16 protein-coding genes are annotated in these 25,632 nt (G+C 71.7%); 3 read left to right on the forward strand and 13 right to left on the reverse strand.

The window, feature by feature from the left end:
* Positions 1 to 27: 27 nt before the first annotated feature.
* Both ACP7TJ_RS10625 and ACP7TJ_RS10630 read right to left on the reverse strand, forming a co-directional pair.
* Positions 28 to 1,734, reverse strand: coding sequence for a stealth family protein (locus ACP7TJ_RS10625; protein ID WP_266397033.1), 1,707 nt, complete (start codon positions 1,732 to 1,734; stop codon positions 28 to 30).
* The gene (locus tag ACP7TJ_RS10630) at positions 1,734 to 3,413 is read right to left on the reverse strand and encodes a stealth family protein (protein WP_427767321.1); all 1,680 of its coding nucleotides are present in this window, start codon (positions 3,411 to 3,413) and stop codon (positions 1,734 to 1,736) included. Before ACP7TJ_RS10630 ends, ACP7TJ_RS10625 begins: the two co-directional genes overlap by 1 nt.
* Positions 3,414 to 3,988: 575 nt before the next feature.
* Here ACP7TJ_RS10630 and ACP7TJ_RS10635 point away from each other — a divergent pair.
* Positions 3,989 to 4,849 (forward strand): CDP-alcohol phosphatidyltransferase family protein, encoded by an 861-nt coding sequence (locus tag ACP7TJ_RS10635; protein WP_093764861.1) that lies wholly within the window; start codon positions 3,989 to 3,991, stop codon positions 4,847 to 4,849.
* A gap of 233 nt (positions 4,850 to 5,082) precedes the next feature.
* Complete coding sequence (locus tag ACP7TJ_RS10640) at positions 5,083 to 7,299, forward strand: acyltransferase family protein (RefSeq protein WP_427762924.1); 2,217 nt, start codon at positions 5,083 to 5,085, stop codon at positions 7,297 to 7,299.
* Positions 7,300 to 7,390: 91 nt separating this feature from the next.
* Here ACP7TJ_RS10640 and obgE read toward each other — a convergent pair whose 3' ends face one another.
* The 7 genes from obgE to ACP7TJ_RS10675 all read right to left on the reverse strand — a co-directional run bounded on the left by obgE (position 7,391) and on the right by ACP7TJ_RS10675 (position 17,187).
* Positions 7,391 to 8,836, reverse strand: a complete 1,446-nt coding sequence (gene obgE / locus ACP7TJ_RS10645) for a GTPase ObgE (protein ID WP_093764850.1) — start codon at positions 8,834 to 8,836, stop codon at positions 7,391 to 7,393.
* 103 nt (positions 8,837 to 8,939) lie between these two features.
* Complete coding sequence (gene rpmA / locus ACP7TJ_RS10650; protein WP_010041940.1) at positions 8,940 to 9,194, reverse strand: 50S ribosomal protein L27; 255 nt, start codon at positions 9,192 to 9,194, stop codon at positions 8,940 to 8,942.
* A 14-nt stretch (positions 9,195 to 9,208) separates the two neighbouring features.
* Positions 9,209 to 9,529 carry a 50S ribosomal protein L21 gene (rplU, locus tag ACP7TJ_RS10655; RefSeq protein WP_004931419.1) on the reverse strand — a complete coding sequence of 107 codons (321 nt, stop codon included), beginning with the start codon at positions 9,527 to 9,529 and terminating at the stop codon, positions 9,209 to 9,211.
* A gap of 204 nt (positions 9,530 to 9,733) precedes the next feature.
* Complete coding sequence (locus tag ACP7TJ_RS10660; protein WP_345579043.1) at positions 9,734 to 10,486, reverse strand: phosphocholine cytidylyltransferase family protein; 753 nt, start codon at positions 10,484 to 10,486, stop codon at positions 9,734 to 9,736.
* Between the two features lie 80 nt (positions 10,487 to 10,566).
* Positions 10,567 to 14,877, reverse strand: a complete 4,311-nt coding sequence (locus ACP7TJ_RS10665; protein WP_427762928.1) for an Rne/Rng family ribonuclease — start codon at positions 14,875 to 14,877, stop codon at positions 10,567 to 10,569.
* A gap of 261 nt (positions 14,878 to 15,138) precedes the next feature.
* Positions 15,139 to 15,927, reverse strand: coding sequence for a TIGR03936 family radical SAM-associated protein (locus ACP7TJ_RS10670; protein ID WP_167742622.1), 789 nt, complete (start codon positions 15,925 to 15,927; stop codon positions 15,139 to 15,141).
* Positions 15,928 to 16,161: 234 nt separating this feature from the next.
* Positions 16,162 to 17,187 (reverse strand): hypothetical protein, encoded by a 1,026-nt coding sequence (locus ACP7TJ_RS10675; protein WP_425935121.1) that lies wholly within the window; start codon positions 17,185 to 17,187, stop codon positions 16,162 to 16,164.
* Positions 17,188 to 17,451: 264 nt separating this feature from the next.
* On the opposite strand from ACP7TJ_RS10675, the gene ACP7TJ_RS10680 reads away from it, so the two are divergent.
* A complete protein-coding gene (locus ACP7TJ_RS10680; protein ID WP_093765715.1) occupies positions 17,452 to 18,237 on the forward strand; it encodes a DUF2637 domain-containing protein in 786 nt (261 codons plus the stop codon).
* Between the two features lie 87 nt (positions 18,238 to 18,324).
* On the opposite strand, the gene ACP7TJ_RS10685 is transcribed toward ACP7TJ_RS10680, so the two are convergent.
* From ACP7TJ_RS10685 to mrdA, 4 genes are all read right to left on the reverse strand, one after another.
* On the reverse strand, positions 18,325 to 20,289 hold the full coding sequence (locus ACP7TJ_RS10685) for a TIGR03960 family B12-binding radical SAM protein (RefSeq protein WP_093765716.1): 1,965 nt from the start codon (positions 20,287 to 20,289) through the stop codon (positions 18,325 to 18,327).
* Positions 20,290 to 20,391: 102 nt separating this feature from the next.
* Positions 20,392 to 21,969, reverse strand: a complete 1,578-nt coding sequence (locus ACP7TJ_RS10690; RefSeq protein ID WP_167742620.1) for a CYTH and CHAD domain-containing protein — start codon at positions 21,967 to 21,969, stop codon at positions 20,392 to 20,394.
* 76 nt (positions 21,970 to 22,045) lie between these two features.
* On the reverse strand, positions 22,046 to 23,248 hold the full coding sequence (rodA, locus tag ACP7TJ_RS10695; RefSeq protein WP_093765718.1) for a rod shape-determining protein RodA: 1,203 nt from the start codon (positions 23,246 to 23,248) through the stop codon (positions 22,046 to 22,048).
* The gene (gene mrdA, locus ACP7TJ_RS10700; RefSeq protein ID WP_167742619.1) at positions 23,245 to 25,575 is read right to left on the reverse strand and encodes a penicillin-binding protein 2; all 2,331 of its coding nucleotides are present in this window, start codon (positions 25,573 to 25,575) and stop codon (positions 23,245 to 23,247) included. Before mrdA ends, rodA begins: the two co-directional genes overlap by 4 nt.
* Between the last annotated feature and the right edge of the window lie 57 nt (positions 25,576 to 25,632).

The raw sequence follows: 25,632 nt of genomic DNA on the forward strand, positions 1-25,632 counted from the left end.
ACGCGGCCCGGGCGTGGTGTCGGGAGGTCAGGCGCGCTCGAAGGAGCTCGGGTACGGGAAGTACCACTCCAGGAAGTCGTGGACGTAGGAGCGCACGTACTCCCGGCGCTCGGGGGCGGTGTCCACGTCGTTCAGGCAGAAGAAGTCGTAGCCGCGGCGCGCCTTGAGGGACTCGACGCGCTCCTCCAGGTGGGGCTTGCCGACGTCGACGTAGCGGTACGTGAACTTCGCCGGGACGGCGCGGCCGGTGAGCAGCGCCAGGTGGTGGTGGAAGGAGGCGGCCGGCGCCACGTCCTCGATCGACCGGAACCGGGACCTCATGGTCCGCTCGATCGCCTCCGGGTAGTCCCGCTCCAGGTCGTTCAGCACGTCCCGGCGCTGGGGGTGCGGGGTGTGCAGGAACTTGTGGGTGATGGACACCCCGTAGGTCTCCTCCAGCAGCCTGCGCACGTTCCGCCCGGCCGAGTTGGGGGCGGATGCCTGCGGGTGCGGGTCGCCGACGCCGATCTGGTACGTGGAGAAGGGCAGCCGGGCGATGCCGTTGGCGTAGAAGAAGTGCTGCGGGGTGACGCTGCGGCCGACGAACACGTCGTCGTTGAAGTACAGGTAGTGGTCCGACAGCCCCGGGATGTGGTGCAGCCGCGTCTCGATGGCGTGCGAGTTGAACACCGGCAGGACGCCCTCGGGGAAGATGTCCTTGTGGTCCACGACCGTGATGCCGGGCGCGTCGGCGTCCAGCCACTCCGGGGTCTGGCCGTCGGTGACGATGTACACGTGCCGCACGAAGCCGGCGTACATCTGGAGGGAGCGCAGCGAGTACTTCAGCTCGTCGTGGCTGGTGTAGCGGGACTCGCCGACCTCGCGGGCCGCGATGCCGGCGTCTCCGTCGCCCCGGTACTTCTGGCGCTTGGCGCGCAGCGCGGGGTCCTGGCCGTCGACCCAGGTGTAGACGACGTCGATGGGGAACGTCACGTCCTCCACCGTGGTCACGGTGAACGGCGCGAAGGTGGGGTGGTCCCGTCCGCCGACCGTGACCTTCGCGGGCGTCTGCTCCGCGGTCGGCACCACATCGGCGATGCGGTTGCGGCGCGGCGCCACGAGGGAGTCGGCCAGTACGTCCGCCGAGGCCTGCGGCGACACGCGCGCCAGCTCCGCCTGCGCCTGCGGACCCGCGAGCACCTCGGCGCCGTCCTGCCAGAACTCCACGTCGCAGCCGAGCTGCGGACCGCCGAGCAGCTGACCGGCGGGACCCAGACGCACCACGCCGAACCGCATCACCGGGGCCGACGACAGCGACTTCGGCCACGCCTCGTCCGCGAACAGCGAGAAGTCCGACACACCGCCCGGACGGGGACGCGCCGCGAACACCACCGTGCCCGCGTACAGCTCCCGCATCGACTTCAGAAACGCCTCACGGTCGGCCTCACGCACACCCAGCGCCCACGAGGTCCGGGACACACCCGGCACCACGAAGTACGAGATCCCCGCGCGCTCCAGCGCGTCCGCGACCAGTCCGAGGTTGTCCGCGGCGGCGCCGGCCGCCGTGAACCCGTCGACCACCCGCCCCCACAGCGCCTCACCGCCGAACGACACCTGACGCACACCCGCGTCGGACCCCAGCAGACCCTGCCGCTGCCGCGTGAGCCGTACCGCCGAGGCCCGGTCGCGCACCTTGCGGCCGACGCCGAGTCCTCGGCGCGCCAGCCGGCGGATCCGCCGCGAGGCCGGTGCCATCAACGCTTCCCGGAGGAGGTGCTTTCAGATGCCTTCTCGAAGGAGCTCGGGAAGGGGAAGTACTCCTCCAGGAAGGAGAACATGCGGGCCGTGACCTCTTCGCGCTGCTCCGGCGGCACGTCGACGTCGTTGAGGCAGAAGAAGTCGTAGTTGCGCTTGGCCCGGATGCCCTCGAGACGGCGGTCCGCGTCCTCACGGCTGATGTTGACGTACCGGAAGCGGAACTTGCCGGGGACGCCCTTGCCGGTGATGTACGCGTGGTTGTAGTGCATCGACGCGGTCATCGCGATGTCGTCGGGCGACCGGAAGCGCGAGCGCATGGTCTGGCCGACCTCCTCGGGGAACATCTCCTCGAGCTCCTGCAGCACCGACCGCACCTGCGGCAGCGGGGTGTGCATGAAGTTGTGCGTGATGAAGCGGTCGTGAGCCTTCATCAGCAGCTGGCGCACGTTCTTGCCGGCCGAGTTGGTCGCGGTCTCGCCGCCGTGCGGCTGCCCGACGCCGACCTTGAGCGGCGAGAACGGGATGCGGGCGATGCCGTTGGCGTAGAAGAAGTGCTGCGGGGTGACGCTGCGGCCGACGAACACGTCGTCGTTGAAGTACAGGTAGTGGTCCGACAGGCCCGGGATGTGGTGCAGCCGCGTCTCGATGGCGTGCGAGTTGAACACCGGCAGGACGCCCTCGGGGAAGATGTCCTTGTGGTCCACGACCGTGATGCCGGGCGCGTCGGCGTCCAGCCACTCCGGGGTCTGGCCGTCGGTGACGATGTAGATGTGGCGCACGAAGCCGGCGTACATCTCCAGCGACCGCAGCGAGTACTTCAGCTCGTCGTGGCTGGTGTAGCGGGACTCGTTGGTCTCCTTGTCGAGGATCGCCGGAACGCCCTCGCTCTTGTACTTCTGCCGCTTGGCGCGCAGCTCGGGGTCCTCGCCGTCGACCCAGGTGTAGACGACGTCGATGGGGAACGTCACGTCCTCCACCGTGGTCACGGTGAACGGCGCGAACGTCGGGTAGTCGCGGCCCTGGACCGTGATCTTCGCGGACTTCTGCTCGCTGGTCGGCATGACGTCCGATATCCGGTTGCGCCGGGGGGCGACCAGGGAGTCGGCCAGCACGTCGGCGGAAGCCTGCGGCGACACACGCGCCAGCTCCGCCTCGGCCTGCGGACCCGCGAGCACCTCGGCGCCGTCCTGCCAGAATTCCACGTCGCAGCCGAGCTGCGGACCGCCGAGGACCTGACCGGCAGGACCCAGACGCACCACGCCGAACCGCATCACCGGGGCCGACGACAGCGACTTCGGCCACGCCTCGTCCGCGAACAGCGAGAAGTCCGACACACCGCCGGGACGGGGACGCGCCGCGAACACCACCGTGCCCGCGTACAGCTCCCGCATCGACTTCAGGAACGCCTCACGGTCGGCCTCACGCACACCCAGCGCCCACGAGGTCCGGGACACACCCGGCACCACGAAGTACGAGATCTCCGCGCGCTCCAGCGCGTCGGCGACCAGAGCCAGGTTGTCCGCGGCGGCGCCGGCCGCCGTGAATCCGTCGACCACCCGCCCCCACAGCGGCTCACCGTCGAACGACACCTGACGCACACCCGCGTCGGAGCGCAACAGGCCCTGCCGCTGCCGCGTGACCCGCAACAACCACGCCCGGCGCTTCTGCGCCTGCATCGCGCTCTTGGTGCGCGACTTCAGACTGCTTCCGATGCGGGTACGCACACTCACTTCAATCCCAAACCTTTCGGCGAGTCCCGACGTGGCCTACATGATGGGGGCATCAAGGCGACCGGCGGCAACGAGCGCTGTACCCCCATACGGCGCCACACGCGGAGCGCTCGAGGCTCCTCCAGGGTCAAGCCGCAGGGGGGAAGTTTACAGCAACGCCGTCACATTCCTGTTCGATGACATGGGCCGCCACGACGGGCGGAGTTCACACGATCGTCGCTCGCGTTTGCTACCGTCAATTCCGGCCCTTACATCTCCCATATAAGTATTCTTCGGACTTATCCATCCCTCTTGAGATTCCGGCCGTTCCCGGTCGCTCGGCGATCACATTCGTGACGTAGCACACACTCACGTTTGAGCGCAGAGTGTTCGGGCGAGCATGCAGACTTACGGTCATGCGTGTACCTTCCCTCCCCGAAGTCCGCCGCCTCACGGAAAAAGAGCGAGACGCCTGGTGGACCGTTCTCCTGGTCGATCCCGTCGCCACCCCTCTTGTCCGCTGGACCGCCATGTGGACACGGGTGACCCCGAACCAGATCACCTGGGCCGCCCTGGTGCTCGGACTCGGGGCCGCGGCCTGCTTCGCCCAGGGTGACTGGCAGTGGCTGGTCGCCGGAGCCGTCGTCTATCACGTCAGCTTCATCCTGGACTGCATGGACGGGAAGCTCGCCCGTCTGACGGGGAAGGGCTCGGCGTTCGGCGCCTGGCTCGACTACATCTTCGACCGCGTCCGCGTGCTGGTCTGCGCCATCGCCCTGATGGGCGGGCAGTACCAGCGGACGGAGGACGTCACCTACATATGGCTCGCCGTGGCCGTGGTGTTCCTCGACATGCTCCGCTACATGGACGCCCTGGAGATATGGAAGGTCCGCCTGAACATGCGGCGGCGCCAGCGTGAGCGCGCCGAGGAACTGGGCCTGATCGACCCGTCCCAGGACAACGGCTCGGACGACGAGGCCGACGACACCCCGGTGAAGGGCACCGCCAGGGTCCCCGCCCAGCCGACGGGCAGCGAGCCCTCCACGGCCGTCACCTCGGCGCCGGCTCCCGCGCACGTCGTGCCCCCGGCCAAGACGTTCATCACGCGCCTGCCCGGGTACGTGCGACTGCGCGACTTCCTCGTCAGCCACCGGATCCGCATCCATCTGTTCAGCGGCATCGAGTTCCAGATGACGATCTTCATCGTCGCGCCGCTGCTCAACTCGGTCTTCTGGCCGACGGTCGCCGCGGGCGCCCTGCTCCTCGCCTTCGAGGTGCTGGTCGTCTACCGCCTGCTGCTGGCCACCCGCGCCTTCCAGCGCACGATGGCCCGGTACGACCGCCTGGAGGCCGAGATGAAGTCCGAGACGGCCAGCCCGTCGGAGCAGGCCACGCTGGTCTGAGAAGGAGAAGGCCGCCCGGCGCGGAGGACGGGGCACAGACGTGCCCCGGAATCCGGCCGGAACACCGGGTGACCGCCTGTGGGCGTTCCTGAGTCACTTGTTACGACAATGCGACAGAAGATGCGACGGATCCCGGCCGGGCGGAGATACGCTCGAGCGTCTGACTCCGCGTCGATCACCGGCGTCAGCAGGTCCCGGCGGCGCCTGGCCCCGGACCGTGTCGCAGACTTCTCATGTCTCGCAGATGCTCCACGAACAAGGAGATCCCCGAATTGTCCGCCCGCGATCTCGCGTCCCCACCGCGGCCGTCAGCAGATGGTGCCCCGTCCGTCCCCCGCACACGGGGTGACTCCCCCGCACCGCCGTCCGGCGGTCGGCCCGCCCCCGCGGCGGGCGGCGCCGGACTGAGGCTGGACATCCAGGGACTGCGCGCGGTCGCGGTGACGCTCGTGGTGGTCGCCCACGCGGGCGTGTCGTCCCTGGCCGGCGGCTTCGTCGGCGTGGACGTCTTCTTCGTCATCTCCGGCTTCCTCATCACCTCGCTGATGCTCCGCGAGTGGAAGCGCGAGGGCCGGATCTCGCTGGGCCGCTTCTACGCCCGCCGGGCCATGCGCCTGCTGCCCGCCTCCACGCTGGTCGTCATGGCGACGCTGGCCGGGTCGTGGCTGTTCCTGGGCCCGCTGCGGTTCGCGGAGTACGCCAAGGACGCCATCGCCTCCGCCTGGTACGTCGTCAACTTCCGGCTGGCCGACTCGGGCACCGACTACTTCAACACGGACGTGCCGCCGTCGCCGTTCCAGCACTTCTGGTCGCTGGCGGTGGAAGAGCAGTTCTACCTGATCTGGCCCATCCTGCTGATCGTGGCGCTGAAGATCTTCCGGCGCCGCGCCCTGCTGGCGATCCCGCTGCTGGCCCTGGCCGCCGCGTCCTTCGCCGTGAACCTGCACCTCACCGAGACGTCGCCGTCCTGGGCCTACTTCGGCTCTCAGGGCCGCATCTGGGAGCTGGCGGTCGGCGCCCTGCTGGCGCTGGTGGCGCACCGGCTGGACGACATCCCGCGCCCGGTCGCCGCGGTCCTCAGCTGGGCCGGCCTGGCCGCCATCGCCTACGCGGCGGTGGCCTTCGACGACCACACCGTCTTCCCCGGCCACAACGCCGTGATCCCCGTGCTCGGCGCGGCCGCCGTGCTGGCCGGCGGCGCGGCGGGCGGCCGGTACGGCGCGGGCCTGGTGCTGTCGCTGCGGCCCGCCGTGTGGGTCGGCGGCGTCTCCTACGCCTGGTACCTGTGGCACTGGCCGCTCATCGTCATCGTGCCCGCGGCCGCCGGCTTCGGCGAGCACGAGGGCCCGCTGCGGCTGATCGCCGCCCTGGGCGGCCTGGTGCTGGCCTGGCTGACGCTGAAGCTGGTCGAGGACCCCATGCGGTTCCACCGGGCGTTCAAGGCGCACGCGGCCCGTGGCCTGTCGCTGGGTCTGGGGCTGTCGGCGGTCGCGGCGGCGGCCGCGCTGGTCGCCGTGCAGTTCCCGCCGAGCCTGTCGTCGGGCGGCGCGCAGCAGAACACCAAGGAGGCGATCGCCCAGTCGCCGGACCCGCAGGCGGCGCTGACCCGGCTGCTGCAGAACCCGGCGGACAAGATGCCGTCCAACCTCTCGCCGAACGTGCACGACGTGGCGTACAAGCGGACGGCGGTCTACAACGACGACTGCGCGCTCACCATGGCGGAGGACAAGCAGACGCAGCCGTGCCTGTACGGCGACAAGGACGGCGACCGCAGCGTGGTGCTGTTCGGCGACTCGCACGTCGCCCAGTGGTTCCCGGCGTTCGACGCGATCGCCCGCAAGCACCACTGGAAGCTCTACTCGTTCACCAAGAACGCCTGCAAGGTCTCCCAGATCACCATCGCCTACAACAACGGCCCGTACTCGTCCTGCGACGACTGGCGTGAGGTGACCATCGAGAAGATCCGCGCGATGGAGCCCGAACTGGTCGTCACCTCCAGCTCCAACTCCGCGAAGCTGTGGGGCGAGGGCGACACCGCCACCGAGTGGGGCGAGGGCCAGGCCGAGACGTACCGGATCCTCCAGCAGGGCCGCACCCGCGTGCTCACGCTGCTGGACAACCCCTGGCCGAAGAACAACGCGGTGGACTGCGCGGTCGCCAACCCGGACGACCTGTCCGAGTGCGCCAACACGCTGTCCGAGTCCGACAAGCAGCCCTCGGTGACCAAGGCGATCCGCAAGGCGGCGGCCGCCGAGGACGTGGCGGTCATCGACCCCTCCGGCTGGGTCTGCGCCCCGTCCGGCAACTGCCCGGTCGTGGTGGGCAACACCCTGGTGTACCGGGACTACGGCCACCTGGCGGACGCCTACGTCGAGGCCCTGACCCCGGTGGTGGAGGAGCGGCTGCTGCGGCTCTTCGGGGCGGACCTGAGCCGGACGCCCGGCAACTGAGCGCCCCGGCCGGAGCACCGGCCGCACGGCCACAAGGAAGGGCCCGTTCCGTTCGGAACGGGCCCTTCTGGTGTGCGCGGGGCGCGGTCCGTCAGAACGGCTCGAAGCCGTCGAACTCCCGCTCCGCCTCGTCGCGCTGGGCGTCGCGGTCGCGGCGGCGCTGGGCGGCCGGGCGGGGCGCCTCGAAGCGGTGGTCCTCTCCGCGGCGGCCGAGCATCTCCGCGCCGGCGGTGACGGTCGGCTCCCAGTCGAAGACCACGGCGTTGTCCTCCGGGCCGATGGCGACGGCGTCGCCGGAGCGGGCGCCCGCCTTCATCAGCGCGTCCTCGACGCCGAGGCGGTTCAGCCGGTCGGCGAGGTAGCCGACGGCCTCGTCGTTGTTGAAGTCGGTCTGGCGCACCCAGCGTTCGGGCTTCTCGCCGCGCACCCGGAACACCAGCTCGCCGCCGGCCTCCTCGCGGGTGACGGTGAAGCCGGTGTCGTCGACCGCCTTGGGGCGGATGACGATGCGGGTCGCCTCCTCCTTCGGCCTGGCCGCGCGCGCCTGGGCCACCAGGTCGGCGAGCGCGAAGGACAGCTCGCGCAGGCCGGTGTGGGCCACGGCGGACACCTCGAAGACGCGGTAGCCGCGCGCCTCCAGGTCGGGGCGGACCATGTCGGCGAGGTCCTTGCCGTCGGGCACGTCGATCTTGTTGAGGACGACGAGCCGCGGCCGGTTGTCCAGGCCGCCGTACTGCCGCAGCTCCTCCTCGATGACGTCGAGGTCGGAGACCGGGTCGCGGTCGGACTCCAGGGTGGCGGTGTCCAGCACGTGCACCAGCACGCTGCACCGCTCGACGTGGCGCAGGAACTCCAGGCCGAGGCCCTTGCCCTGGCTGGCGCCGGGGATCAGGCCGGGGACGTCGGCGATGGTGTAGACGGTCGAACCGGCGGTGACCACACCGAGGTTGGGCACCAGCGTGGTGAACGGGTAGTCGGCGATCTTCGGCTTGGCGGCGCTGAGCACGGAGATCAGGGACGACTTGCCGGCGCTGGGGTAGCCCACGAGGGCCACGTCGGCGACGGTCTTCAGCTCCAGGACGACGTCGCGCAGGTCGCCCGGCTCGCCGAGCAGCGCGAACCCGGGGGCCTTGCGGCGCGCCGAGGCGAGGGCGGCGTTGCCGAGTCCGCCGCGGCCGCCCTGGGCGGCGACGTAGGAGGTGCCGTGGCCGACGAGGTCGGCGAGGACGTTGCCCGCCCTGTCGAGCACCACGGTGCCGTCCGGCACGGGCAGCACCAGGTCCTGGCCGTCCTTCCCGGAGCGGTTGCCGCCCTCGCCGGGCTTGCCGTTGGTGGCCTTGCGGTGCGGCGAGTGGTGGTAGTCGAGCAGGGTGGTCACGGACTGGTCGACGGTGAGGATCACATCGCCGCCGCGTCCGCCGTTGCCGCCGTCGGGGCCGCCGAGCGGCTTGAACTTCTCGCGATGGACGGAGGCACAGCCGTGACCTCCGTTACCCGCGGCGACATGCAGCTCGACGCGGTCCACGAAGGTGGTCATGGAATGTGCCTCCAGTTACTACGGGGTTGTCTCTTGGGTAACACGCGAAAGGCGGACCCGCTTCCCGTCGGGGAAGTGAGGTCCGCCTCGCGAAAGTGTCCGGTCAGGCGACCGGAACGATGTTCACGACCTTGCGGCCACGGTGGGTGCCGAACTGCACCGAACCGGCCTGCAGCGCGAACAGCGTGTCGTCGCCGCCACGGCCGACACCGGCGCCCGGGTGGAAGTGGGTGCCGCGCTGGCGGACCAGGATCTCGCCCGCGTTCACGACCTGACCGCCGAAGCGCTTCACGCCGAGGCGCTGAGCGTTGGAGTCACGACCGTTGCGGGTGGACGATGCGCCCTTCTTGTGTGCCATCTCTCCTCAGTCCCTTACTTCGCAGCCGCGGGGATCTCAGTGACCTTGATCGCCGTGTACTGCTGGCGGTGGCCCTGACGACGGCGGTAGCCGGTCTTGTTCTTGTAGCGCAGAATGTCGATCTTCTGGCCCTTGTGGTGGTCCACGACCTCGGCCTGGACCTTGATCCCGGCCAGCACCCACGGGTCGCTGGTCACGGCGTCGCCGTCCACGACGAGCAGGGTCGAGAGCTCGACCGTGTCGCCGACCTTGGCGGTGGAAATCTTGTCAACCTCGACGATGTCGCCGACAGCAACCTTGTGCTGGCGACCACCGCTGCGCACGATGGCGTACACGCGGATCTCACTCTCACTCGAAGAACGGCACCCCCGCAGGCCAGTCGCCCACGCACATACGCGGGCGACCTCTCCCGGTCGCGGCCCGCGTCCGGGAGGAAGAGGTTTACGGGGATGTGGCGGTCCCGATGGACACGCCGACGGTCAAGGTTACGGGGCCGGAGCCACGGGGGTCAAACCGGACCCCCGTGCGCTCGCGCCCGCTCAGTGACCGGCGACGATCTCCCGTCCGCGGGCGAGGTCGTCGTGGTTGTCGATCTCGACCCACCGGACGTCGCCGATCGGCGCCACGTCGATCCGGAAACCCCGGTTCACCAGCTCCTGGTAGCCGTCCTCGTAGTACAGCTGCGGATCCCGCTCGAACGTCGCCTTCAACGCGTCCGCCAGCGCCTCCGCCGCCCCGCCCTCGATCAGCGTCACGCCGATGTACTCACCCGTCGCCTCCGCCGGGTCCATCAGCTTCGTGATCCGCGTCATCCCCCTCTCGGGGTCGACGACGACCTTCATCTCCTCGTCGGCGAGCTTCTTCACCGTGTCCAGCGCCAGGATGATCTTCTTACCGTCACCCCGCGCGTCCAGCAGCGTCCGCTCCACCGACACCGGATGCACCGTGTCACCGTTGGCGAGGATCACACCGTCCTTCAGGGCGTCCCGCGCGCACCACAGCGAATAGGCGTTGTTCCACTCCTCCGCCTTGTCGTTGTCGATCAGCGTCAGCTTCAGCCCGTACTTCGCCTCCAGCGCCGCCTGCCGCTCGTACACGGCCTCCTTGCGGTAGCCGACCACGACACCCACCTCGGTCAGCCCGATCTCCGCGAAGTTGCCCAGCGTCAGGTCCAGGACGGTCGCGGCGTCCGGGTCGCCCTCCGCGCCCACCGGCACCAGGGCCTTGGGGAGCGTGTCGGTGTACGGGCGCAGACGCCGGCCGGCGCCGGCCGCGAGCACGAGGCCTATCATCGCGGTCGTTCTCCTCACGGGACGGAAAAAGCGTGTGGCCCTGCCCCGCAGGGGACAGGACCACACAGCGTAGACGCTGGTCAGCTCTCGTCGGCCGCGGCCGTGACGGAGGAGGGCGCCTGCTGCTCGGCAGCGGCCGTCTTCTTCGTCGTGGCCTTCTTCGCCGTCGACTTCTTGGCGGCGGTCTTCTTCGCCGCCGTCGTCGTCTTCTTGGCCGCGGTCTTCTTGACCGTCGTCTTCTTCGCGGCGGCCTTCTTCGCCGTGGCCTTCTTGGCCGTCTTGCGGGCGGCCTTCTTGGCCGGAGCGGCCTCCTCGGCACCCTCGACGCCCTCGGCGGGCTCGGCGGCACCCTCGGCGGGCTCGGCGGCCTGTACGGCCTCGGGCTCGGCGGCGGGCTCCTCGGCGGGCCTCCGCTCGTCCGCCGGGGCGGACGGCAGGACCACGACGGCCGTGTCCTCGGACGCGGTCGAGGTGCTCGGCTTGCGCACCGCGCGACGCCGCGGACGGGCCGGGGCCGGCGCCTCGGGCGCGGGCTCCGGGGCGGGAGCCTCGGCCGGGGTCTCCTCGGCCTTCGGCGCCTCCTCCGTCTTCGCGGGCTCGGCGACGGTCACCACCGCGGCCTCCGCCCCCGCCGGGGAACCGGCCGGCGCGGACACCTTGCGGGTGGCCCGGCGACGCGTACGGCCCTGCGGAGCGGCCTCCTCGACGGACGGCGGCACCACGGCGTCCTCGGCGGCGGCCGGCTCGGCCAGCGCCTCGGCGGCCGACTCGGGCTGCACCGGACGCCGCTCCTCCTCGGCGACCGTCACGTCCTGCGCCGTGGGGACGGCGGGCGTCTCCTCGGCGACGGGCGCCTCCTCGGCGCGCTCCTCGGCCGCCTGCCTGCGGCCGCCCCTGGCGCCCTCACGCTGCGGGGAGCCCGCGGGCGCGGACGCCCGACGGCTCGCCCGGCGGCGCGTACGGCCCCGGGAGGCCGCGGCCTCCGCCTCGGCGGCGCTGCTGTACAGCTCCTCGTCCGGCGTGAACTCGGGCGCCGGCAGCGCGGCCGGCTCGGCCACCTCGGCGGCCACCTCGGCCGGCGTCTCCGCCTCGGCCTCGGCCTCCTGCTCCGCCGTCTCCACGGCGACGGCCTCGTGCTCGTGCGGCTGGTCCGCCGCGCCGGCCCGGGCCCGCTTGCGGCGCTTGCCGCCGCCGGAGGCGGACGGCTGGTCGAGGTGGACGATGACACCGCGGCCGTTGCAGTGGACGCAGGTCTCGGAGAACGACTCCAGCAGGCCCTGGCCGACCCGCTTGCGGGTCATCTGGACCAGGCCCAGCGAGGTCACCTCGGCGACCTGGTGCTTGGTCCGGTCCCGGCCCAGGCACTCCAGCAGACGGCGCAGGACCAGGTCCCGGTTGGACTCCAGCACCATGTCGATGAAGTCGATCACGATGATGCCGCCGAGGTCGCGCAGCCGCAGCTGACGCACGATCTCCTCGGCCGCCTCCAGGTTGTTCCTGGTGACCGTCTCCTCGAGGTTGCCGCCCTGACCGGTGAACTTGCCGGTGTTGACGTCGATGACGACCATCGCCTCGGTCCGGTCGATCACCAGCGAACCGCCGCTGGGCAGCCAGACCTTGCGGTCCAGCGCCTTGGCGAGCTGCTCGTCGATCCGGTACGTGGCGAAGACGTCGACCTCGCTGGTCCACCGCTGCAGACGGCCGGCCAGGTCGGGCGCGACGTGGGCGACGTAGCCGTGGATGGTCTCCCAGGCCTCGTCACCGCTGACGATGACCTTGGAGAAGTCCTCGTTGAAGATGTCCCGCACGACCCGGACGGTCATGTCCGGCTCGCCGTACAGCAGCGTCGGGGCGGTGCCGCCGTTCTTGGACTTCTTCTTGATCTCCTCCCACTGCGCCTGGAGCCGCTCGACGTCGCGGCGCAGCTCGTCCTCGCTCGCGCCCTCGGCGGCGGTGCGCACGATGACGCCCGCGTCCTCGGGGACGATCTTCTTGAGGATGGTCTTCAGCCGGGCCCGCTCGGTGTCGGGCAGCTTGCGGCTGATGCCGGTCATCGAGCCCTCGGGCACGTACACGAGGTAGCGGCCCGGGAGGGAGACCTGGCTGGTGAGGCGGGCGCCCTTGTGGCCGATCGGGTCCTTGGTGACCTGGACCAGCACCGGCTGCCCGGACTTCAGCGCGGACTCGATGCGGCGCGGCCCGCCGGACATGCCGAGCGCGTCGAAGTTGACCTCTCCGGCGTAGAGCACGGCGTTGCGGCCCTTGCCGATGTCGATGAAGGCGGCCTCCATCGACGGCAGCACGTTCTGCACCTTGCCGAGGTACACGTTGCCGACGTACGAGGTGGCCTGCTCCTTGTTGACGTAGTGCTCGACGAGCACGCCGTCCTCGAGGACGCCGATCTGCGTGCGGTCGCCGTGCTGGCGGACCACCATGACGCGCTCGACGGCCTCGCGGCGGGCCAGGAACTCGGCCTCGGTGATGATCGGCACGCGCCGGCGGCCCTGCTCGCGGCCCTCGCGGCGGCGCTGCTTCTTGGCCTCCAGGCGGGTGGAGCCCTTGATGGACTGCACCTCGTCGGACGGCTCGGCACCCTTTTCCCGCAGGGGACGGGGCTCGCGGACCTTGACGACGGTGCGCTCGGGGTCGTCGGAGGACGGCTCGGGCTCCCCGCCGCTGTCCCCGGCACGGCGACGGCGGCGGCGCCGGCGACGGCTGCTGCTGGAGCCGCCGTTGTCCTCGCGCTCCTCGGCGTCCTCGTCGGTCTGCTCGGCGGCGTCCTCGGCGGACTGCTCGGATCCGGCCCGCTCGGCGCCGTCGGTGTCGCCGTCCTGCTGCTCGCCGCTGTCGGCGTCGGCGGACTCGCCACGCCGGCGGCGACGGCCGCCACGGCGACGGCGGCGGCGCGAACCGGACGACTCGTGGTCGTCGTGCTCGTCGTCCTCGTCGGTGTCGGCGCCGTCGGCCTGGTCCTCGGACTGCTCCTGGGCGTCCTCGGTGTCGGCCTCGGGGGTCTCCTCGACGGCGGCCGGGGCGGCGGCCTCGGGCTCGTCGGACGCGCCCTTGCGGCGGCGGCGACGGCGGGAGGCGGCGGGCTGCTCCTCCGGGAGCTCCTCGGTCTCCTCCTCCGGCTCCGCGGCCTCGGTGAGTCCGGCGGCCGCCTCGGCGGCGGCCCGCTCCGGGGTCTGGAAGCGGGGCTCGGTGAACACCGGCGGCTGGAACACGGCGACGGCGGGACGCGCGGGACGGCGCGGACCGCCCTCCTTGTCCTCGGCCTCGGCGGTGCGGGCGGGGCGCGCGGGCTCGGCGAACCCGGCGGCGGCCTTTCGGACGGCGCGCCGGCGGCGGCGCGGGCCGGCCTCCTCGGCGGGGGCCTCGTCCTGGTTCTCGTTCTCCGTCACCGGGGCCTCCTCGGCGGTCGGGGCGGCCTGCTCGGTCTCGTCGTCGCCCTGTACGGCGACGGCCTCGGCCGTCACGTCGGCGGCGGGGGCGGACGCGCTCCGCGTGGCACGGCGACGGGTGCGGCGGGGAGCGGCGTCCTCGGTGACGTCGGCGGCGGCCTCGGGAGCCGTCCCGGCGGCGGCAGGAGCGGTCTCTTCCGCGGGCTCCTCCGCCTTCGGCTCGGCGGGGGTCTCGGCAGCCGGGGCGGTCACCGTGCGCGTGGCACGGCGACGGGTACGGCGCGGAGCGGCCTCCTCGGTCGCGGCGGCGGCTGGCTCGGCCGGCGTCTCGGCAGTCTCAGGGGTCTCGGGGGCCACGGCCGTCTCCTCGGCGGCCGGGGTCTCCGCGACCGGCGCCGGCGCGGTCACACTGCGCGTGGCACGACGACGGGTACGACGCGGAGCGGCATCCTCCGACGCGGCCACGGCCGGCTCGGCCGGGGTCTCGGCAGTCTCAGGAGTCTCGGGGGCCACGGCCGTCTCCTCGGCGGCCGGGGTCTCCGCGACCGGCGCCGGCGCGGTCACACTGCGCGTGGCACGACGACGGGTACGACGCGGAGCAGCGTCCTCCGTGGTGTCCGCGGCCGGTTCGGGCGCCGGGGCGGTGGCCTCGGACGCGGGCTGCGTCGCGGGCACGACGGTCTCGGCGGCCTCCGCGGACGCCGGCGCTCCGGCGGGCGCGGCCGCGCGGCGGACCACACGTCGGCGCCGGGGCGCGGGGGCCCCGGTCTCCTGCTGGGCGTCGGTCGTGCCCTCGGCCTGGGGCGTCTCCGCCGGCTCGGCAGGCGCCTCGGCGGCCGGTATGGCCGGCGTGACGGTCTCCGCCGTGGAGCCGTCGGCGGCGGGCGGGCCCGCCGGGCGGGACGCGGCCCTGCGTCGCCGACGGGGCGGCAGGGTGTCGCTGGGGGTGTTCGGTTCGGAACCCTCGGTGGGCTCGGTCGGTTCGAGCATGCGGGCGTTTCTCCCGTCAGGCTCCCGGGCGCCGCGCCTGGTCCGGCGATGCCGGTGACGTCCGCGGCCCGCGCGGTGCGCGATGGCCGCCGTCCGGGGCGCGGGCGCCGCTCGGAAGCTCTCTGTGTCCTGTCTCGCCGGTTCCGTACGCCGAATGCGTACGGCCTGGCGAAAGTCTTCTGGTCGGTGCGCTGCCCGACCCAGGTGGCTCCCGAGTTCGAGGGCGGCGCTTACGACGTCCGTCCCTACGCGGGACCTTCCTTACGCCGGCGCCGTCGCGGCGGCAGTGGCGGCGGCCGGGTGCGGCTCGGTCGCTGCTGCCTCGCGGTCGGGCGCGAGCGGGTCGGTCACCGTGCCGGTCTCTTCATCGAACAGCCCCTGCGCCAGCCTGGTCACCGCTACGGGGACCGGCGGCGCCAGGTCGGCCACGGCGCGGAGACCGGACAGGACGTCGTCGGGTCGTACGGCAGGCGTCACGTGCCGAACAACCAGCCGCAGTATCGCACAGGGCCGGTCGGTCGGCCTATCAGCCGGCGAGGAGTCCGTCCCGGCGTCTTCCTCGACGGTTTCGAGGGAGGCGACCGCGGAACGGGCGTCGAAGGTACGGATGCCGTTCTTCATGCGGCGCTGGACCTCGACGGTCCCGGCCGCCTCGAAGGCGTCCACCGCGCGGCGGGCGTCCTCGGGGGCGACGCCGTCCAGCCGCAGCTCCCACACCGAGGCCGTGAGCCGGTCGGCGAGCCCGGAGGTGCGGGCCTCGACGGCCTCGACGATGTCGAGCCCGGCGGGCATCGACTCGTCGAGCAGGGCCCTCAGCCGCTCGGGGTCCCGCGGCGCGGTGAGCGCGATCTCCAGGTACTCGGCCTCGCTGCCGGTGCCGGTGGGTGCGGCATTGGCGTACGACACCTTCGGGTGCGGCGTGAAACCGGCCGAGTACGCCATGGGCACCTCGGCGCGGCGCAGCGCGCGCTCGAAGGCACGCTGGAAGTCACGGTGGCTGGTGAACCGGAGGCGGCCGCGCTTGGTGTAGCGCAGTCGGATGCGCTGCACCGCGGGTGCGGGCGGCGGGCCTTCGGGCTGTCGCTTGCCCAGTGGATCTTCTCCTTGTCGCAAGGGGGCGCGGGGAGCGCCTCCCCTTCCAGGGTACGGCCGTACGGGACGGCCCGACGGGCCCGGTCGGGCACCGGGACCGTGTCCCTTTCAGGGTACGTGCCCCTGGGGACGGCGGTCCCCCGGTGTCACCGGCCGGCGGGACGCTCTCCCTGCGCACAGGTACCCGCACGGTTACCCCAGGAAGCACCGGGCATGCCGTTCCCGTACGTGCCGGCGGGGGCGTCGGCGGGGGCGTACGCGCCGGAGGCCGCCCTGGCGTCCTTCACCTCCCGGTCGCCTTGTTTCACCCGCCCTTCCGGGATCGCCGAGAAGCGCCCGCCGGACGTCCCGGCGGGCCTGGCGGGCAGTAGTACGCACGAGACGGAGGGTTTCGCGTGCGACGCGTCCCGCAGCCCGGGCGGCCTCCGCGACGGGCCTCAGCACCGCGTCACGGACGGCGTGACCGACCGGTGTGAGCACGGTCCGGTACAGCCATCGGGCCGGCTCCACGACCGTCCACCGCAAAAGGGCGGCGAGAGCCCGGCCCACGGCGAGCGAGACGTACCCGGCGACCCGCCAGGCGTGCCCGAGCGCGGCCCCGGCCTCCCGCGCGACGACCCCGAGCACCCGGCCGACGGGCGCCAGCACCCAGCGCCACACGGCGTAGGCGGGCCACACCACCAGGACGCGCACCGTCCAGTACAGGGCCGCGCCGATCCCGGCGACGAGCAGCGCGCCCACCGCGACGAGCCCCCTGCCGCACCACGCCAGCGCGTGCCCGACCGGTGTGAGCACCCACCGGTACAGCCACACCGACGGCACGACGAGAAGCCCGTGCCCGAGGGGCGTCAGCACGCGCGCGTACATCCACACGGCCGCGTGCCCGAGAGGCGTCAGCACCCACCGGTACAGCGCCCCGGCCGGGACGACGACCAGCACCGCGCCCAGCCACCGCAGCGCCGTCCCGAGCGGCACGAGCACCCAGCGCCAGAGCGCCACGAAGGGCCACACGAACACCGCGCGCCCCACCCACGCCAACGCGCGCCCCATCGGACGGAGCACCGTGTCGCCGAGGAACCGCCCCGCGACCACCAGCGCGTCCCACACCATCCGCACCGGCACCACCAGCACGAGCACCACGATCCGCACCGGCATGCGGAGCGCGACGACGAGGCACCCCTCACCGCCCGACCGCTCCCGCGACGTCTCCAGATCCATACCGGCAAGGACGCCGGGGACGCCCGCGCGGATGCGAACGCCCGCTTCCGGGCTCTTCATATGCTGAAAGGCCCATCAAAAAAAGGAAATTCAGAGCCTTCGACAAACCAATTGTCGCTACGGCCGTTCACTCATTCGCCGCGCATCCAAGTGAAAGTGCCGCCGTTAGTCGCTGTATGAAGGCAAGCAGGTCAGGTCCGCTCCAACTGCACTTCGCGCAACCGCTGTTGAGTGCTTCCGTCGGCCCGATGAATCAATCCTGACATGAATGATGAACGCTACGACCCGCTCTGGTACGCCGACGCACCGGACCCGTTCACCGAAATGGGAACCGGCCGGCACCGTGCCGGAGCCGTCTACGCGGAACCCGTCGAGCCCGCCGTGCCGCCCTGGGACCCGGCCGAGGAACTGGCCTACCTCCTCCAGGAAGCCCGCGCCGACGAGTACGCCGCCCCCACGGTGCCGCCACCGCGCGAGGAGACCTCGGTCACCGCTCCCCCGGCCGGCAGCCCCATGGGCAACCTGCAGGAGATCACGGCCGAACTGCCGCCCCTGCGCTCCGCACCGCGCGCCCACCGCAAGCCCCCGCGACCGCGCCCCGACGCCCTGCGCGTCGCCAGCTACGCCATCGCCGCGATGGCGGCGGTCACCGTCTCCATGGTGAGCGTCTTCAGCGGCGTGGTCACCTACGAGCCGCTGCTCCTCGTCACCACGGCGCACAGCAGCGGCGACTCCTCGTCCTGGTGGCCGATCCTGGTGTACGGCCCCTGGCTGGCCGGCTCCTTCTCCATCCTCCGCGCGGCCCTCCACCAACGACGCGCCCTGCACTCCTGGTTCGTCGTCCTGCTCTTCTCCTCCGTCGCGGTCCTGCTGTGCGTGGCCCAGGCGCCCCGCACCGTCACCGACACGGCGGCCGCGGCCCTCCCGGGCGTCGCCGCCCTGGCCTGCTTCCAGCAACTGGTCCGCCAGATCACCCTCACCCGCCCACCCCGCCGCACGGTCGGCCCCCGCCACCGGGTCCGCCCGTACGGCGGCCGCCAGGTCCCGTGACCGGCACCCCGTACAGCACGGAGCAGCGGCCCCTGCCCAGGGGCCGCTGCTCCGTTTCATGCTTCCGCCCGGCCGCCCGGGCCGGTCTCAGTGCGCGTGACCGCTCGGCACCGGGCCCGCGTTCTTGACCGTCAGGGGCAGCAGCTTCTTGCCCGTCGGGCCGATCTGGATGCTCGTGTCCATCTGCGGACACACCCCGCAGTCGAAGCACGGGGTCCAGCGGCAGTCCTCGACCTCGGTCTCGTCGAGGGCGTCCTGCCAGTCCTCCCAGAGCCAGTCCTTGTCCAGGCCCGAGTCGAGGTGGTCCCAGGGCAGGACCTCCTCGTAGGTGCGCTCGCGGGTGGTGTACCAGTCGACGTCCACGCCGTACGGGGCCAGCGCCTTGTCCGCGCACCGCATCCAGCGGTCGTAGGAGAAGTGCTCGCGCCAGCCGTCGAAGCGTCCGCCGTCGTCGTAGACCGCGCGGATGACCGCGCCGATGCGGCGGTCGCCGCGGGAGAGCAGGCCCTCGACGATGCCGGGCTTGCCGTCGTGGTAGCGGAAGCCGATGGAGCGGCCGTACTTCTTGTCGCCGCGGATCTTGTCGCGGAGCTTGGCCAGGCGCTCGTCCGTCTCCTCGGCGGAGAGCTGCGGAGCCCACTGGAACGGGGTGTGCGGCTTGGGCACGAAGCCGCCGATGGAGACCGTGCAGCGGATGTCGTTGGAGCCGGAGACCTCGCGGCCCTTCTGGATGACGCGCGTGGCCATGTCGGCGATCTGCAGCACGTCGTCGTCGGTCTCGGTGGGCAGGCCGCACATGAAGTACAGCTTCACCTGGCGCCAGCCGTTGCCGTAGGCCGTGGCGACGGTCCGGATCAGGTCGTCCTCCGAGACCATCTTGTTGATGACCTTGCGGATGCGCTCCGAACCGCCTTCGGGCGCGAAGGTGAGACCGGAACGGCGGCCGTTGCGGGTCAGCTCGTTCGCCAGGTCGATGTTGAACGCGTCGACGCGGGTCGAGGGCAGCGAGAGGCCGACCTTGTCCTCCTCGTAGCGGTCCGCGAGGCCCTTGGCGATGTCGCCGATCTCCGAGTGGTCGGCGGAGGACAGGGAGAGCAGGCCGACCTCTTCGAAGCCGGTCGCCTTCAGACCCTTGTCGACCATCTCGCCGATGCCGGTGATGGAGCGCTCGCGCACCGGGCGGGTGATCATGCCGGCCTGGCAGAAGCGGCAGCCGCGGGTGCAGCCGCGGAAGATCTCCACGGACATGCGCTCGTGGACCGTCTCGGCGAGCGGGACGAGAGGCTGCTTGGGGTAGGGCCACTCGTCGAGGTCCATGACGGTGTGCTTGGACACACGCCACGGCACACCGCTGCGGTTCGGCACGACGCGGGCGATCCGGCCGTCGGGGAGGTACTCGACGTCGTAGAAGCCGGGGACGTAGACCCCGCCGGTCCTGGCCAGGCGCAGGAGGAGTTCCTCGCGGCCGCCGGGGCGGCCCTCCTCCTTCCAGGCGCGGATGATCCGGGTGACCTCGAGGACGGCCTGCTCGCCGTCGCCGATGATCGCGCAGTCGATGAAGTCGGCGATCGGCTCCGGGTTGAACGCCGCGTGGCCGCCGGCCATGACGATCGGGTCGTCGTCCGTGCGGTCCCGGGCCTCCAGCGGAATGCCGGCCAGGTCCAGCGCGGTGAGCATGTTGGTGTAGCCCAGCTCCGTGGAGAAGCTCAGGCCGAACACGTCGAAGGCGCGCACCGGACGGTGGCTGTCGACGGTGAACTGCGGCACACGGTGTTCGCGCATCAGCGCCTCGAGGTCCGGCCAGACGCTGTAGGTGCGCTCGGCCAGGACGCCGTCCTGTTCGTTGAGGACCTCGTAGAGGATCATGACGCCCTGGTTGGGGAGTCCGACCTCGTACGCGTCCGGGTACATGAGTGCCCAGCGGACGTCGCAGGAGTCCCAGTCCTTGACCGTGGAGTTGAGCTCTCCGCCGACGTACTGGATCGGCTTCTGCACATGCGGGAGCAGAGCTTCGAGCTGCGGGAACACAGACTCGGCGGCTTCGGCAGGCATCTCGCGAACCTTCGTGTGGTGACTGCGGTCCCCCCGGGCCGATGCCTCAGGGGCGGGTGACCATCCAGCCTAACCCGCCCGGAGGGGTCTCCCGTACGGCGCTCAGAACGGGAATGCCCGGCTGATCGAGCTCCACGCCTCGGGCAGCGCCTCCTCGGCGGCCCGGGCGCGGTGGGCCTCACCGGCGTACAGCACCCCGTACGTGAAGTCGCTCTCCCCCGCCGCGTGCGCCACGGCGGCCAGCTCGCGCAGGGTGCGGCGGGCCATGACGCTGTCCTGGTGGTCGCCGAGCAGGCCCTGCAGCGCCTTCATGTCCGAGGCCGCCTCGTCCGCGGGCCCGCCCAGCGCGGGCGCGGCGGCCTCGGCGGCGTACCGGGTGCGCTTGGTCTTCTTGCGAGCCTCGTGCAGCGTGGTGTCGCGCTCCTGGCCGGGCGGCAGTTCCAGGGCGTGCTCGACGAGCCCCGCCAGCTTGCCGAAGTCCTTCCGTACGGCCTTGGCGAGCACCTTGTCCGGGCGGGCGCCGGCCTTCTTGCGCAGGGGAGGGTCGGCGAGCAGGGCGTCCAGGGTGTCGAGGAGGGTGAGGTGGCGGCGTGAGTCGAGGATGGCGAGGAGCTGGTGGTGGGCGCGCTGGTGGCGGGCCTCGGACCAGGCGGCGAGGCGCTCGGCGACCGGGCCGGTGACCTGGTCGGCGGGGAGCCGGTCGAGGGCCTGGGTGAGGCGTTCGGCGAGGACCTCCTGGTCGCGGTCCTTGCCCAGTTCGGCGGCCAGCCACTTCAGGTCGGCGGCGACCGGGTCGGTGGCCGCGCGGTCGAGGACGGTGCGGAAGCTGCGGAAGGTGCTGCGCAGCCGCCGGGTGGCGACCCGCATTCGGTGCACGGCGTCGGGCACGTCCCGCCGCACGGCGGGGTCCAGTTCGACGAGGGCGTCGCGCTGGGCGCGGAGGTAGGCGAGGACGTGGTCGCCGGCGGTGACGGGGGTGCCGTCCGGGCGGGGGCGGTGCTTGTGCCGGGGGGCGGCCTCGGGGGCGGTGGCGGGGGGTGCGCCGACGCCGTCACGCCCGGCGGATCCGGCGGGTCCGGTGTCCGGGGCGGTCTCGGCGAGGGCGCGGGCCAGTTTCGAGGAGGACGTCGAGGGCCGTACGCCCGCCTTCCTCAGCCGTTTCTCCACCTTGTCGAGGAAGGCCGGGTCGCCGTCGTCGGCGAGTTCCACCTCGATCTCGGTCCAGCGCGCCTCGCCGCCCTCGCCGGTGAGGCGTTCGGCGTGCACGGTGTCGACGCTCACCTCGGCGAGCAGCCGGTCCTGGTCGTCGAGGAGGTGACGGACGTCGCGGTCGGAGCGGAGGCGGACCACGGGCAGCAGTTCCCGGTCGCGGACGCGGGAGCGGACCAGGGCGGCGAGTTCGTCCGGGAGGGTGTCGGAGAGGGGGGCGCGGATCTCGTCGCGCACGCCGGGGGCGACGGGGAACTTGAGGTGCCAGCCGGCGTCGGCGCCTCCGGTGCGGCGGCGCAGGGTGAGGGAGGACGCGGCGAGGCGGTGGTCGGCGGTGTCGTGGTAGGTGGCGTCGAGGTGGGTGACGCCCCGCTCGCGCACGGACGCGACGCCGGGGACGCGGGTCAGGTCGGGCAGAGCGGCATCGTCGGACTCGTACTTTCGCTCGATCTCGCGCTTGGTGTCCGCCATGCACCGAATCTAGTCGCCGCGGGTGCGGAGCGGCAGTGGGCCGCTCCGCACCGGTGACGGACAGCCGTCCGTGGGATCAGGCGGACATGGGGCGCTGCATCCGGAGCGACTGCAGCAGTCCGACCGCCAGCCATGTCGCGAACATGGAGGAACCGCCGTAGGACACGAACGGCAGGGGCAGACCGGTGACCGGCATGATGCCCAGCGTCATGCCGATGTTCTCGAAGGTCTGGAAGGCGAACCAGGAGACGATGCCCGCCGCGACGATCGTGCCGTACAGGTCGGTGGTGTCGCGGGCGATGCGGCAGGCGCGCCAGAGGATGATGCCGAGCAGGCCGATGATCAGCGCGCCGCCCACGAAGCCCAGTTCCTCGCCGGCGACGGTGAAGACGAAGTCGGTCTGCTGCTCGGGGACGAACTGGCCGGTGGTCTGCGAGCCCTGGAAGAGCCCGGAGCCGGTCAGTCCGCCGGAGCCGATGGCGATGCGGGCCTGGTTGGTGTTGTAGCCGACGCCGGCCGGGTCGAGCTCCGGGTTGGCGAACGCGGCGAAGCGGTTGATCTGGTACTCGTCGAGGATCCCGAGCTGCCAGACGGCGATCGCGCCGGCCGCGCCCGCGCCGAGCAGGCCGAAGATCCACCGGTTGGAGGCTCCGGAGGCGAGCAGCACGCCGAGCACGATGATGACCATCACCATGACCGACCCGAGGTCGGGCATGAGCATCACGATCAGCATCGGCACGACGGCGAGGCCGAGCGCCTGGAGCACCGTGCGGTGGTCCGGGTAGGGCTTGTCGCCGGCGTCGACCCGCGCCGCCAGCAGCATCGCCATGCCCAGGATGATCGTGATCTTGACGAACTCGGAGGGCTGGAGGGAGAAGCCGCCGGGCAGCTTGATCCAGGAGTGGGCGCCGTTGATCGTGGAGCCCAGCGGGGTGAGCACCAGCAGGATCAGGAACACCGAGGCGCCGTACAGCAGGGGAACCGCCGTGCGCAGCCCGCGGTGGCCCAGCCAGAGGGCGCCGATCATCAGGGCGACGCCGATGCCGGTGTTCAGCCAGTGCCGGACCAGGAAGTAGTACGGGTCGCCCTGGTTCAGCTCGGTGCGGTTGCGGGTGGCCGAGTACACCAGGAGCGAGCCCAGCAGCGACAGGGCGAGCGCCGCGAGCAGTATCGGCCAGTCCAGCCGGCGGGCCAGGCCGTCGCGGGCGAACACCCGCGTCCAGCCGGCCCGCTCGGGTCCGTACCCGGAGACCTGGAAGCTGTTGACGCCGCCGGTCATGACGCCGTCCTCTCCGGGCGTGCCGCACGCGGCCGGGGTGCGCGGCCGCGCGGGTGTCCCCCGCCGCGGCCCGGTCCGCCGCCCCGCCGTCGTCCGCGGCGGGTGTCGCGGTTGGTGTTCTCAGGCGACGGGGTCGTGCCCGCCTGCTGCGGGTCGGCCGGGTCGTCCCCCTGCGGGGTCGTGGCCTCGGCGTCCGGGGAGGGCGTGGCGCGGAACTCCTTGGCGAAGTCCTTGGCGATCTTCGGCGAGGTGATGGTGCCGTCCGTGCGGACCTTGGGGAGGGTCTTCTGCGGCGTGGGCAGCAGCGCCTTCTTGCTGTCGATCTCGCCGTCCTCGGACACTCCGTAGAGGGCGTTGTAGATGTTGCGCACGGCGGGGCCCGAGGCGCCGGAACCGGTACCACCCTGGGAGATCGTCATCACGATCGCGTAGTCCTCGGTGTAGGTGGCGAACCACGAGGTGGTCTGCTTGCCGTACACCTCGGCCGTACCGGTCTTGGCGTGCATCGGGATCTTGTCCTGCGGCCAGCCCCCGAACCGCCACGCGGCCGTACCGCGGGTGGCGACTCCCTCGAGGGCTTCGTCTATCTGCTTGAGCGTCTTCTTCGACGTCGGAAGCTTGCCGTGCGCCTTGGGCTCGATCTCCGTGACGGTCTTGCCGTCGGGGCTGATGACGGCCTTGCCGACGGTCGGGTCGTACAGCGTGCCGCCGTTGGCGATGGCCGCGTAGATGGTGGCCATCTGGATGGGGGTGACGAGCGTGTCGCCCTGGCCGATGGAGTAGTTCACCGAGTCACCGGCGCGCAGCCGGTTGCCTTCGAGGCAGTTCTCGTAGGCGATCTGCTCGGCGTAGCTGCCGCCCTTCTTGCCGTACTTGCACCAGGCGTCCTTGTTGGCCTTCCAGTAGTCGGCCTTCCACTGGCGGTCGGGGACGCGGCCGGTGACCTCGTTGGGCAGGTCGATCCCGGTCTCCTCGCCGAGGCCGAACTGGTGGGCGACCTTGTAGAACCAGTCGTTGGGGTTCTTCTTCGGCTTGTTGCCGCCGTCGCGCTTCCACTCCTCGTGGGAGAGGGCGTAGAAGACGGTGTCGCAGGAGACCTCGAGGGCCCGGCCGAGGCTGATCGGGCCGTGGTTCTGCGACTCGAAGTTCTTGAAGACCTGGCCGCCGATGGAGTACGCGCTGGAGCAGTTGTAGGGGCCCTCGAAGGTGTAGCCGGCCTTGATGGCGGCGGCCGTCGGGATCACCTTGAAGATGGAGCCGGGCGCCGACAGGCCCTGGATGGCGCGGTTCAGCAGCGGGTAGTTGGACTTCTTGCCGGTGAGCTTGGCGTAGTCCTTGGCGGAGATGCCGCCGACCCAGGAGTTGGGGTCGTAGGTCGGGTTGGAGGCCATGGCGACGACGCGGCCGGTCTTGGCCTCCATGACGACGACGGCGCCGGAGTCGGCCTCGTAGTTCCGCCCGGTGTTGCGGTCGTGCTGCTTGCGGGCCTCCTTCATCGCCTCGTTGAGCTCGTACTCGGCGATGCGCTGCACGCGGGAGTCGATGCTGGTGACGAGGTTGGCGCCGGGCTCGGCCGGGTCGGCCTCGGCCTGGCCGAGGACGCGGCCGAGCTTGTCGACCTCGTAGCGGGTGACGCCGGCCTTGCCGCGCAGCTGCTTGTCGTACTGACGCTCCAGGCCGGAGCGGCCGACCATGTCGGAGCGCAGGTAGGGCGAGTCGGTGTCCTGGGCCTGCTGGATCTCCTCGTCGGTGACCGGCGAGAGGTAGCCGAGGACCTGGGCGGTGTTGGCCTTGCCGGGGCTCGGGTAGCGGCGCAGCGCCTGGGGCTCGGCGGTGATGCCGGGGAAGTCCTCGGCGCGCTCGCGGATCTGCAGGGCCTGCCTGGGGGTGGCCTCGTCGGTGATGGGGATCGGCTGGTACGGCGAGCCGTTCCAGCAGGGCTGGGGGGTCTCGGCGTTGCACAGCCGGACCTTCATCAGGACGTCCTGGGGCTTCATGCCGAGGACGCCGGCCAGCTTGGTGAGGACCGCCTTGCCGTCGTCCTCCATCTTCATGAGGTCCGTGCGGGAGGCGGAGACGACCAGCCGCGTCTCGTTGTCCGCGAGGGGCACGCCGCGTGCGTCCAGGATGGAGCCGCGCACGGCGGGCTGGACGACCTGCTGCACATGGTTGCCGGAGGCCTCCTTGGCGTACTGGTCGCCCTCCCGGATCTGGAGGTACCACAGCCGCCCGCCGAGGGTGCCGAGCAGGGAGATGACGAGGACCTGGATGACGACGAGCCGGATCTGGACCCGCGGGCTGCGGCCGGTCTCGGGGATGTTGGTCACGCGGCTTCCTCCCCTCTCAGAGCGCGTGCGGGTGTGAGCTGACGAGTGGTGAACGAC

Origin of the sequence: Streptomyces sp. DSM 41931 (assembly GCF_050271085.1) — a bacterium.
GTDB lineage: Bacteria > Actinomycetota > Actinomycetes > Streptomycetales > Streptomycetaceae > Streptomyces > Streptomyces albogriseolus.